The 11,710-nt window shown below is 46.4% G+C and carries 9 protein-coding genes; 4 read left to right on the top strand and 5 right to left on the bottom strand.

The annotated features are described in order from the left end of the window. Window positions 1-27 precede the first annotated feature (27 nt). From gyrB to dnaA, 4 genes are read right to left on the bottom strand one after another with little or no spacing between them, the layout of a single operon-like run. Window positions 28-2,445 carry a DNA topoisomerase (ATP-hydrolyzing) subunit B gene (gyrB, locus tag CBP12_RS10495; protein WP_086964383.1) on the bottom strand — a complete coding sequence of 806 codons (2,418 nt, stop codon included), beginning with the start codon at window positions 2,443-2,445 and terminating at the stop codon, window positions 28-30. 4 nt (window positions 2,446-2,449) lie between these two features. Next, entirely contained in the window at window positions 2,450-3,541 is a 1,092-nt protein-coding gene (gene recF / locus CBP12_RS10490) for a DNA replication/repair protein RecF (protein WP_086964382.1), read from the bottom strand. Between the two features lie 2 nt (window positions 3,542-3,543). After that, the gene (gene dnaN / locus CBP12_RS10485; RefSeq protein WP_086964381.1) at window positions 3,544-4,647 is read right to left on the bottom strand and encodes a DNA polymerase III subunit beta; all 1,104 of its coding nucleotides are present in this window, start codon (window positions 4,645-4,647) and stop codon (window positions 3,544-3,546) included. 13 nt (window positions 4,648-4,660) lie between these two features. Continuing rightward, the gene (gene dnaA / locus CBP12_RS10480; RefSeq protein WP_086964380.1) at window positions 4,661-6,064 is read right to left on the bottom strand and encodes a chromosomal replication initiator protein DnaA; all 1,404 of its coding nucleotides are present in this window, start codon (window positions 6,062-6,064) and stop codon (window positions 4,661-4,663) included. 363 nt (window positions 6,065-6,427) lie between these two features. On the opposite strand from dnaA, the gene azu reads away from it, so the two are divergent. The 4 genes from azu to CBP12_RS10460 all read left to right on the top strand — a co-directional run bounded on the left by azu (window position 6,428) and on the right by CBP12_RS10460 (window position 9,301). Next, window positions 6,428-6,892: an azurin gene (gene azu, locus CBP12_RS10475; protein ID WP_086964379.1), complete on the top strand. Its 465-nt coding sequence runs from the start codon at window positions 6,428-6,430 to the stop codon at window positions 6,890-6,892. Between the two features lie 235 nt (window positions 6,893-7,127). Continuing rightward, entirely contained in the window at window positions 7,128-7,886 is a 759-nt protein-coding gene (locus tag CBP12_RS10470; protein WP_086964378.1) for an amino acid ABC transporter substrate-binding protein, read from the top strand. Window position 7,887: 1 nt separating this feature from the next. Then, window positions 7,888-8,553 (top strand): amino acid ABC transporter permease, encoded by a 666-nt coding sequence (locus CBP12_RS10465; RefSeq protein ID WP_086964377.1) that lies wholly within the window; start codon window positions 7,888-7,890, stop codon window positions 8,551-8,553. A 7-nt stretch (window positions 8,554-8,560) separates the two neighbouring features. Further along, a complete protein-coding gene (locus CBP12_RS10460) occupies window positions 8,561-9,301 on the top strand; it encodes an amino acid ABC transporter ATP-binding protein (protein ID WP_086964376.1) in 741 nt (246 codons plus the stop codon). Between the two features lie 77 nt (window positions 9,302-9,378). Here CBP12_RS10460 and CBP12_RS10455 read toward each other — a convergent pair whose 3' ends face one another. After that, a complete protein-coding gene (locus CBP12_RS10455) occupies window positions 9,379-11,520 on the bottom strand; it encodes a TonB-dependent hemoglobin/transferrin/lactoferrin family receptor (RefSeq protein WP_086964375.1) in 2,142 nt (713 codons plus the stop codon). Between the last annotated feature and the right edge of the window lie 190 nt (window positions 11,521-11,710).

Raw genomic sequence — 11,710 nt, 5'->3', positions numbered from 1 at the left:
ATTACTGATCATGACATTTGCCAACTTTTAAATATCTAAGTTAGCTACGCGCAAGGCGTTCGCTTCAATAAACTCACGACGCGGCTCAACATGATCACCCATTAACGTGGAGAATAGTTGATCGGCGGCGATGGCATCTTCAATTTTAACTTGCAGCATGCGGCGCGAGTCAGGATCCATGGTGGTCTCCCACAACTGATCTGGGTTCATCTCGCCCAAGCCTTTATAGCGCTGTACATAAAGACCGCGCTTGCTTTCTTGCATCAGCCATTCAAGACCTTCGGCGAAGCTATCTACTTGCTTGGTCTTTTCACCGCGCTTCACATAGCCTCCCTCTTCCATTAGGTTGGCAATGCCATTACCTAACTCGGCTATGCTGCGATACTCACCAGAAGCAAAGAAGTCGTAGCTAATTGGGAATTCGCGATCAATACCGTGCTGGCGAACTTTTACCTTAGGTAAGTAGCAGTTACGCTCTTCAGAAAACTCATATTCCAAAATATATTCAGCACCATGAGTATTATCAACAACTAACGACTCGTTAATGTTTTTCACCCACTCTGCCACTTGCGCTTCATCGGTCAGCGCTTCTAAGGTCAGCTCTGGCTGATAAATTAACTCGTTAAGTACAACTTCGGGTGCACGGCGTGCCAGTCGTTCAATTAAAATCTCAACCTTGCGAAAGTTTTTAACTAGCTTCTCCAGATGCTCACCATTAATGGCCGGTGCCGACTCATTAACATGCAAGCTAGCACCTTCTAATGCCAGATTAGTTTGATATTCCAGCATGGCGTCTTCATCTTTTAAATACTGCTCGTTTTTGCCTTTTTTCACTTTATACAAAGGCGGCTGCGCAATATAGATATAACCACGCTCCACAATTTCTGGCATCTGACGATAGAAAAAGGTGAGTAAGAGGGTACGAATATGCGCACCATCTACGTCGGCATCGGTCATGATAATAATGTAGTGATAACGCAGTTTGTCCGGGTTATATTCATCGCGGCCAATACCACAACCAAGCGCCGTGATTAAGGTCGCCACTTCTTGAGAAGAGAGCATCTTATCGAAGCGAGCTTTTTCAACGTTAAGGATCTTACCCTTCAACGGCAAAATTGCCTGATTCTTACGGTTACGTCCCTGCTTAGCAGAGCCGCCCGCAGAGTCACCCTCCACTATGTAGAGTTCAGACAATGCCGGGTCTTTTTCTTGGCAATCTGCCAACTTACCCGGTAAACCCGCTAAGTCTAGCGCGCCCTTACGGCGAGTCATATCTCGGGCTTTACGCGCCGCTTCTCGAGCACGGGCGGCATCAATAATTTTAGTAACCACAATTTTGGCGTCTTGAGGATTTTCCAAAAGATATTCACTTAAGCGCTCATTCATGGCTTGTTCAACTGCCGTTCTCACCTCTGATGACACCAACTTATCTTTGGTTTGCGATGAGAACTTAGGATCGGGGACTTTTACTGAAATTACCGCAGTTAACCCCTCACGCGCATCATCGCCAGAGGCCGAGGTTTTAGCTTTTTTGCTATAGCCTTCTTTGTCCATAAAGCTATTTAGGGTACGAGTTAGCGCACCTCTAAAGCCGGCTAAGTGAGTGCCGCCGTCGCGCTGAGGGATATTGTTAGTAAAGCAAAAAATGCTCTCTTGGTAAGAGTCATTCCATTGCATCGCCACTTCGACGGTAATACCGCCTTCTTCTTCACTCACAAAGTGAAACGCTTTGGGATGAATCGGCGTTTTATTTTGGTTTAGGTATTCCACAAAGGCGCTAATGCCGCCTTCATATTCAAAGTGAGCTTCTTTATCGGTTTGCTCATCGGTTAACTTAATGGAAATACCCGAGTTAAGAAACGACAGCTCACGCAAGCGCTTTGCCAATATCTCAAAGTGATATTGAGTATTGGTAAAGGTGTCATGGCTTGGCCAAAAGCGAATAAGAGTACCGGATTTTTCCGTATCGCCTTTTACCGTTAATGGCGCCTGCGGTACACCATGGCGATAAGTTTGCTCATGTACTTTGCCGTCTCGCCAAATAGTCAGTTGCAACTTTTCAGATAAAGCGTTTACCACTGACACACCAACGCCGTGCAAGCCGCCCGATACTTTATAAGAGTTATCGTCAAACTTACCCCCGGCATGCAATACCGTCATAATGACTTCAGCGGCGGAGCGGCCTTCTTCTTCATGGATACCGACTGGAATACCGCGGCCATCATCAGAAACCGATACCGAGCCGTCCGCATGAATGATAACCACAATGTCTTTACAGTGTCCGGCTAAGGACTCATCTATCGAGTTATCCACCACCTCAAACACCATGTGGTGCAGACCTGTGCCATCATCGGTATCGCCGATGTACATTCCCGGACGTTTACGCACGGCATCCAGACCTTTTAATACCTTAATACTCGAAGAGTCGTAAGTGTGTTCACTCATTGGCTTACTCGCACTCCTGGGTTTCGGTGATTTCACCCTGTTTCACATGAAACAGCTTGCTGTTATCCCGTGTGATCATCTGACTAAGTTGGGCCACATCAATGGCCGACACAAAAACTTGAGCACCCAGATCGTTTAACCTGTGTGCCAGTAATGCTCGTTTGTGCTCATCCAACTCAGACGCAAAATCGTCAATTAAAAAAATACAGTCTTGGTCTGCGTGTGTTTTTAAATACAGACCTTGAGCAAGGCGCATGGCACACACCAGCAGCTTAAGCTGGCCGCGGGACAATAAATCTTGCACCGGCATGTTGCGCGCTTTAATACGAATTTCAGCTTTATGGGGCCCAGAATGGGTGTAGCCTAAACCTAAATCTCGCTCTAAACCTTGCTCTAGCACTTGGGTCAGCTCTAATTGGCGATCCCAACCGCGAAAAAAATCAAAACTAAAATCATACTCAGGCAGAAAATCTGCCGCAATATCGGCAATAACCGGCTCAATGGCCGCGGCATATTGCTGCCTGAATAGACTCAAATCTTCGGCGACCTTCACCAGTTGTTGATCCCAAAAGCGAAATTCACTTGCGGGACGCTGGCGACGCAATAAGGCGTTGCGCTGTTTTAACAACCGCCGATATTGCCCCCACACCGAAAAAAACTGCGCATTAGAGTAAAACAGTCCCCAATCTAAATACGCTCGGCGCAATTTTGGGCCGCCAGTTAGGAGATTATACCCTTCTGGGTGGATCAACTGAATGGGGAGAATGTGTGCTAAGTCTGCTAAGCGCTCAGCCACCTTTCCCCCCACTTTTAATCGAGTCGCGCCCGCCCGGTTTTTACTAAGGCCAATACTTAAGCTATCTTGTTCCCGCTTAAGGCGGGCAAATAACGTAAAGGCGGTCTCACCTTGATGGATCACCCGCCCCGTTAAATGAGTACGAAACGAGCGCCCCACGCCTAGGTAATGGATAGCCTCTAAAATACTGGTTTTACCGCTGCCATTCGGGCCAATGAGGACATTAATACCCGGCGCTGGCACTAAGCGCCCATGAGCAATATTGCGAAAATCTTTTAACTGTAAATTAAGCAGCGCCATGCTTAGAGTCGCATCGGCATCACTACATACAGCGCATCATTGCTATCTTCTGCCTCAATAAGCCCACTGCTACTGGCATCTTTTAAGCTGACTTTTACTTTATCAGACTTCAAAGTACCCAGCACATCTAACACATAAGAGACGTTGAAGCCGATTTCTAAATCTTCACCCTGATAATCTACGTCCAATACTTCTTCAGCTTCTTCTTGCTCTGGGTTATTAGCCGTAATTTTCAATAACTGGCTTTGCATATTTAAGCGCACGCCACGAAATTTCTCATTCGATAAAATCGCGGCGCGAGAAAACGCTTGGCGCAATTCTTCACGGCCACAAATTAAGGTTTTATCACACTCTCTAGGCAAGACACGTCGATAATCAGGAAAACGTCCGTCCACCAATTTAGAAGTAAAAATAAAGCCCGGAGTCACGGCGCGAATATTATTATTGCCAATTTGTAAGCGCACATCTTGCTCATCATGCTCGAGCAGTTTCACCAGCTCTAATACGCCTTTGCGCGGTACTATTACTTGCTGAGCCGGTAACGCTTCGGTGAGTAACTCTCGCTGACAGGTAGCTAAGCGGTGGCCGTCAGTAGCCACAGTGCGCAGTAATTGGCCGTCGGTTTCAAATAACATGCCGTTTAAGTAATAGCGTACGTCTTGCACGGCCATGGAAAACTGAGTGGACTCAATCAACTTCTTTAGCGCCAGCTGGTTAATATCAAACTCCAGCTCAGAGCTCCACTCTTCAATATTTGGAAAGTCCTCCGCAGCTAGAGTCGCCAAATTAAAGCGACTGCGCCCCGAGCGTAAAATAAGGCGCTCATCTTCTTGAGTAAATTTTAACTCGGCACCCTCTGGCAGGCCGCGGCATAAGTCTAACATTTTGCGTGCCGGTACCGTGGTACGTCCGTCGGTGACCTCACCTTGCAAATCAACGCGAGCAATCATTTCCACTTCAGTATCGGTGCCGGTCATCGAGAGTGAATGCTCACTCACACTTAGCAAGATATTATTTAAGATCGGCAGATTAGGGCGCCCGCCTAACGCACTGGACACCAGTTGCAAGGGGCGCAATAAAGCTTCGCGGCTGATAGAAAACTGCATGGATTTCTCCGATTCAGGAAGACAAGGTGCGGATAAGATTAGAGTAATCTTCCTTTATATCATGACTTTCTTCGCGCAACTGCGCGATCTTACGACAAGCATGCAACACAGTAGTGTGGTCTCGCCCACCAAAGGCATCGCCAATTTCAGGTAACGAGTGGTTGGTTAGCTCTTTTGCTAACGCCATGGCCACTTGCCGAGGCCTGGCTACCGAGCGTGAACGACGCTTAGATAAAATATCAGACAGCTTTATTTTATAGTATTCGGCGACGGTTTTCTGGATATTATCCATAGTGACTAGCTTTTCTTGTAAAGCCAGCAGGTCGCGCAGCGCTTCGCGGACAAAATCGATATTAATTGCGCGGCCGGTAAAGTTGGCATTGGCCATCACTCGATTCAGCGCGCCTTCTAATTCCCGCACATTTGAGCGCAGTCGTTTAGCAATAAAAAAGGCCACCTCATGGGGCAGGCGCATTTTATTTTCATCGGCTTTGCGCATTAAAATAGCCACCCGCGTTTCTAGCTCAGGCGGCTCTATGGCCACGGTTAAGCCCCAACCAAAGCGCGATTTAAGACGATCTTCCACGCCGTTAATTTCTTTGGGGTAGCGATCAGAGGTAAGAATGATCTGCTGATTACCTTCAAGCAAAGCATTAAAGGTATGAAAGAATTCCTCTTGAGAGCGCTCTTTATTAGCAAAAAATTGAATGTCATCAATTAGTAGCGCATCGACGCTGCGGTAATAGCGCTTAAACTCTTCAATGGCATTATTTTGTAATGCCTTCACCATGTCCTGCACAAAGCGCTCAGAATGCATATAAATGACTTTAGCATCGGCTTTACGCGCGCGAATGCCGTTAGCTACCGCATGTAATAAGTGGGTCTTACCTAAACCGGTACCGCCATATAAAAATAACGGATTATAAGCACCACCTGGGTTTTCCGAGACTTGTTGTGCCGCGGCACGCGCTAATTGGTTCGACTTACCTTCAACAAAATTATCAAAGGTATAGTTGGTGTTTACATTGCTCTTATAAGTGAGCTGAGGCTTATCTTCGGCGCGCTCAATCCAAGAAGGAGTGAGCGTTTCTGGTGCAGCACTGGGGCTATTACTGGCTTGAGGCGCGCTAGTAGGCTCGGCGCTAGTGCTGGCCATTAAATTAACTGGCGGGCGCTTCTTACCTACTTCAAACTTCATTTGTGGACAATTACTGCCACAAAACTCACTTAGTAAATTATTGATCCGCAATAAATACTTATCTCTAACCCAGTCCAGCACAAAACGGTTCGGTGCCGATAAGGTAAGGGTATTATTATCCAACTCCGCTTGCAGCGGCCGGATCCACATACTGAATTCTGCCGAGGGCAATTCATCTTGTAGCCGGTTAAGACACTGCTGCCAAAGCGTAGCGCTCATCAGAACTCCTGAAACAAAGGGATCAATCTAAGGGGGTAGGTATTCTACTGATCCAGCGTCAGGATCTCTAGCGCGATCGTGTTGATCCGCTAAAAATATGATCCTTGACATCTGTGTATAACTTATGACTCATGCACAGGATCCTTGTCGTTATAAACAAATTACCCACAGCTCAACCTTCCGTAGATCCCACAATGAGATCTGGATCATGTTTTGCAGATATAGAAGTGTGCATAATTGTCGCACTACTTTTTGTTACTACTATGTATTAGCAAAATTTATGTTAGTGTTAGTTGAGCTGGGTCAACATATGTAGCGTTTTCTTGTATGACTCATGCCCTAAAAAACTTTGAGGAGACATTCATGAAGAAGACAACTTATTTAGCAGGCCTAGTACTGATGTCAGCAACGGCTGCAATGCCTGCATTTGCTGCTGATGATGACTGTACCTTAGAAATCAACAGTAACGATGCTATGCAGTTTGACCAAACTGAGCTGAGCGTTCCTGCGAGCTGTGAAGAAGTGACCTTGACGCTGCACCACACAGGTTCAATGCCTAAGTCAGCCATGGGCCACAACTGGGTGTTAAGTACCACTGACGACATGCCAGAAATCGCAACTGATGGTATGTCTGCTGGTGCAGACAATGATTACGTTAAAGAAGATGACGACCGTATCATTGCCCACACAGCCTTGATTGGTGGTGGCGAAAGCGACACTATCACTTTTAGCACCAAAGATTTGGATGCAGATGGCGATTATAGCTTCTTCTGTTCATTCCCAGGTCACATTGGTGTAATGAAAGGCACTTTCAGCATTACTGAATAAGCCTCTATTAGGTGCCCTTAGGGGCACCTTTTTATTTTTACTCCCCTTCTCTGCCCTCGTTTTACGCTCTTCATTTGCACTCTTAATCTAATCCCAACTAGCTTGATGCCCCTATCATCCCTTATGCTTGTTATAGCACTGTGCTTTTGTCGGTTTTATTGTTGTTTAATTAACACCTTAACCCTTGGCAAAGCTGTCCTTAATAAAAGTGGTGCACAACTTAAGAGGAAAAATCATGTTAAAAACGATGAAACGTGTAAGCGGTGCACTGGCTTTATGCACCCTCTTGCTTAGCCCTGCCACGGCAGCAGATGCGGTTAAGGTAGGAATGTCAGGCGGCTATTATCCTTTCACCTTTGTTAAGCAAGATAAGCTACAAGGGTTCGAAGTAGACGTATGGAATGAAATTGCCCAGCGTCTTAATCGAGACGTGGAGTTTGTAACTTCCAGTTTCTCGGGCTTATTTGGCATGTTAGAAACTGCCCGTATCGACACCATCGCCAATCAGATTACTATTACGCCTGAGCGCTTAGAAAAATATAACTTTTCTACACCTTATGTTTACGACGGTGCACAAATTGTCGTGCGCAAAGGCAATGACAGTATTCAGGGCTTAGACGATCTTAAAGGCAAGAAAGTCGCGGTTAACTTAGGCTCTAACTTTGAGCAATTAATTCGTGAGCATGACACTGAGCATAAAATAAACATCGTGACCTACGAAACTAACTTAGAGCAAGATGTAGCTCTGGGGCGTACCGATGCCTTTGTCATGGACAGGGTTGGCTCGGCACAGTTAATTAAAGAAGCCGGTTTGCCGCTGCAATTAGCAGGCAAGCCATTCTCGACTTTAGAAAATGCTTTTCCTTTTTTAAAAACGCCAAGCCAAACTAAATTACGCGATGAAGTTAACCAAGCCCTAGCCGAGATGCGCGAAGATGGCACCTTAACCGACCTTGCAGAGCAATGGTTAGGCACTGATATTAGTAATAAATAATATGGTATTTGATCTAGATTACACGCTAGCGCTATTTCCGATCTTGTTCCGCTATTTGGGAACGACCATGGAAATGGCGCTGCTGGGCTTTATCTTTGCGCTACTCATTGCTGTGGTACTGGCGGTTATTCGTACCTTTAAAATTATCGGCTTAAATGCGCTGGCCACCCTGTTTATTTCTTTTTTCCGTGGCACCCCACTGCTCGTCCAGCTGTTTTTGCTTTATTACGGCCTGCCGCAAATTATGCCTATTTTTATTGGTATTAATGGTTTTAGCGCCGCGGTAATTGGCCTAACGCTGCACTTCAGTGCTTATATGGCGGAATCAATTCGCGCCGCCATTATCAGTGTGGATAAAAGCCAAACCGAAGCGGCGCTAAGTATCGGTATGACGCGCGGCCAAGCCATGAGACGCATTATTTTGCCCCAAGCGGCACGCATCGCGACTCCTTCCTTAATGAATTATTTCATCGATATGATAAAAAGTACCTCCTTGGCATTTACCTTAGGCGTAGCCGAGATTATGTCCTCCGCTCAAAAAGAGGCGTCCAGCAGTTTTAAGTTTTTTGAGTCTTTTATTGCAGTGGCTCTTATCTACTGGGCGGTGGTGGTGGTCTTCACCTATTTACAGACCTTACTTGAGCGCAAGCTCAACGCGGCTTATTAGGAGAGCTATGCTTAGCTTGCGCAACCTCACCAAGATTTATCATGGTCAAAAAGTATTAAACGACATCAGCCTAGATATTAAACAAGGCGAAATTGTAGTGATTTTAGGGCCGTCGGGCACCGGAAAATCCACCCTATTACGCTGTCTTAATTTATTAGAAACGCCCGAAGTAGGTCAGCTAAAGATTGGTGACTTCTCCATTAATCTCGCTAAACATGCAGCCAAAGACGCCATCGAGCTGAGAAAACGCACGGCGTTTGTTTTTCAAAACTATGCATTATTCGCTAATAAAACGGCGCGCGATAATATCGCCGAAGGGTTGATTACGGTCTGGAAAAAACCTAAAGCCCAAGCCCATAGCGAAGCTCTGGCGATGCTAGAAGATATTGGTTTAGCCGATAAAGCGGATGTTTATCCCTCTTCCTTATCCGGTGGCCAGCAGCAGCGTATTGGTATTGCCCGCGCCATGGTGAGCCATGCCAAGGTAATGTTATTTGATGAGCCCACTTCGGCGCTCGATCCCGAGTGGGTAGATGAAGTGTTAGGCTTAATGAAAAAGCTGGCCCAGGCGCACCAAACCATGGTGGTCGTGACTCATGAAATGAGCTTTGCGCGAGAAGTGGCCGATAGAGTGATCTTTATGGATGGTGGGCATATTGTGGAGCAAGGGCCGCCAGAGCAAATACTAACTAACCCCAGTGATCCGCGCACCCGGGCTTTTTTACGCAAGGTATTACCCACGTCGTAACTAACATCGAAACAAAGAAAGTGAAAAGCTTGGCGGCGTGTTAACAAGACACCGCCAAGCGAGCAGGCTACCTTTTATTAAAACTGGTAATCGAGCGTTAGTCCCCAGTTTCGACCCGGTTGGCTATCACGATCCGCCCCGCCTACGCCGTGGCCAGTACTGGTTGCATCTTGATAACTCCAATACTTCTTATCAAGCGCATTAAATAAACCCGCACTCAGCGTGAGATCTGCAGTGGGCTTATAATAAGTGGTAATATCTACTACCCCGTAACCCTTAACATCACTATGATTTTCTTCTTGCCATTTATTTTTACTGGCCACCATAGTGAGATTAAGCGCGCCGCCATAATGCTCTTTATTAATCCCCACTCCTACCACGCCCGTAAGAGGCGCGACTTCATTTAACCGACGGCCGGTTTGCTTATTTTCCCCTTGGGCATAAGCAAGACTGGCTTTAGCGTAAGTGCCCGGTGCTGCGCCAAGCGCTGAGTCTAAATGAAGTGTGCTACTCAACTCGGCGCCGTAAATAGTAACGTCATCTAAGTTTTTCTTAGTGACGATATCTCGTGGCCCACGAGGACCAGGTGCCGAGCCGATTATTACATCTGCGATAAAATCTTTATATTCCGTATAAAAAGTGGTGAGCTCGCCACTAATATGTTCGTTTTGCACTCTTAGGCCTAGCTCATAAGCCAGGCTCTTCTCGGCTTTAAGATTAGGGTTTGGATTAAATACGGCTCCTGTGTCATATACATAATAAAGATCTTCGACGGTAGGCGCCTTAAAGCCTTGGCTCACTTGGCCAAATACCGACCAAGTATCATCTAAATGATAAACCGAGCCCAACTTAAGAGTCAGTGCATGATCTTGGTTGCTCGCAAAGTCATTGCTATAACCCGCATCTGAGCCCGGCTTGGCTTCATAATTATCAAAGCGGGCACCGGCGGTTACAATCAAGCGATCGTCCATTAAAAACCACTGATCTTGAAGAAAGGCGCCCCATTGGCGAAGCGTTGCATCCGGTAAGCCAGTATTTCCTGGGGCGACACTATTGGTGTCTAACTTAAAATCAGTGTTATCCAGTTGAAAGTCATTATGAATAAAGCTGGCGCCATAGGTGAGCAGGTGAGCTTGCTCAGCACCGGCAAGTTTAGGAAACGCGGCATCAACTTGTATCGCTTTATCTTGGGCACTGCGCGCTCGCTGGCGGCGACCATTGGCGTCTGTAGTGTCGTAATTTTTATATAAAGAGCGTGAGTCTTGCATATTAAGGGACCAATCAAGGCGATCGGCTAGAGGCGCTGCTAGCTGCCATTGATGACTGAGGCCAAGGCGTAAACGCTCTCGCTTATCTTTATTGTAATTATCCGTGTAGGTAAAGCCGGGCATAATGCTATAGCCATTATAATTAAGCTCTTGTTCATCATATTGCTTTTGATAGTACTCTACCGTGGCACCCACTTTATGATGCTCATTCACTTGGTAATAGGCCTTAGCTAATAGATTACCTAACTGAGCATCCGCTGGGTTCGCTAACCCTCGCATCGGCCCTTCCACGTCTAACCCACTGCCGTGGGCGTTTGTTTCATGGCCATTGGCATAGGTGGCCATCACTAAGCTCTCCCATGCCCCTTGGCGCAGCGCCCAAGTGGCAGTGTTTTTAAACTCTTCATTCACCGAGGCATAACTGCTCTTAATGCCAAAGCGCTGTTCATTGTCTTTGCTACGCAGTACATCACTGGGATCTTTAGTTTTTAATAATACGGCCCCGCCAATGGCATCAGAGCCATACAAGGTAGAAGCAGGTCCTTTATTTACCTCTATAGTTTGTAAGGTATCTATCTCAATGGCATTAGGATAACTGCGCTGTTCATTAGCGCCGGGGTTATAAGGTACAGGTTGTTGTACGCCATCGATCATGGTTTTAATGCGACTGCCTTCTACACCACGAATATTAAATCCTGACAATCCAAAGCGTCCGCTGCCCGTCGCGGCGACCCCCGGCGTATACTTAAGCGCCTCACCTATGGTGTGTACCAAGTTAGTATCCATCTCTTGACGAGTGGCGGTGGCGATTGAAGAAGACACCTCTTTTTTAAGTTGCTCGTGGCGCGTTGCCGACACCACGGTTTCATCTAAAAAAGATAAGGATTGGCTAAATAGCGGCGGTGAAAAGGCCAAAGCAATAGAGGCAGATAAAAGTGTACGGCTGGACATGGATATTCCCTTAGTTCCATATTGGGGGTTAATTGGCGCCTTACATTAATAGATCTAAATAGTAATTACTATCACTTGCATTAAGATTTATATGGTTAGCTATTTTTTAGTGGCTCTGGCACAACTCAATAGCAGTTTTTGTTGCTAACACTTAAGGGCTCTGTATAATTCCAGCCCCCGCGATCGTTAA

Source organism: Oceanisphaera avium (assembly GCF_002157875.1).
In the GTDB taxonomy this organism is placed as follows: Bacteria; Pseudomonadota; Gammaproteobacteria; order Enterobacterales; family Aeromonadaceae; genus Oceanimonas; species Oceanimonas avium.
The sequence above is the reverse complement of the archived record's forward strand: the minus strand, read 5'-3'. Positions and strand labels throughout refer to the sequence as shown.

Coding starts and splice junctions, on each gene's coding strand:
- dnaA (WP_086964380.1), bottom strand. CDS start 6,064: ATGAGCGCTACGCTTTGGCAGCAGTGTCTTAACCGGCTACAAGATGAA.
- CBP12_RS10455 (WP_086964375.1), bottom strand. CDS start 11,520: ATGTCCAGCCGTACACTTTTATCTGCCTCTATTGCTTTGGCCTTTTCA.
- azu (WP_086964379.1), top strand. CDS start 6,428: ATGAAGAAGACAACTTATTTAGCAGGCCTAGTACTGATGTCAGCAACG.
- CBP12_RS10460 (WP_086964376.1), top strand. CDS start 8,561: ATGCTTAGCTTGCGCAACCTCACCAAGATTTATCATGGTCAAAAAGTA.
- gyrB (WP_086964383.1), bottom strand. CDS start 2,445: ATGAGTGAACACACTTACGACTCTTCGAGTATTAAGGTATTAAAAGGT.
- dnaN (WP_086964381.1), bottom strand. CDS start 4,647: ATGCAGTTTTCTATCAGCCGCGAAGCTTTATTGCGCCCCTTGCAACTG.
- CBP12_RS10465 (WP_086964377.1), top strand. CDS start 7,888: ATGGTATTTGATCTAGATTACACGCTAGCGCTATTTCCGATCTTGTTC.
- recF (WP_086964382.1), bottom strand. CDS start 3,541: ATGGCGCTGCTTAATTTACAGTTAAAAGATTTTCGCAATATTGCTCAT.
- CBP12_RS10470 (WP_086964378.1), top strand. CDS start 7,128: ATGTTAAAAACGATGAAACGTGTAAGCGGTGCACTGGCTTTATGCACC.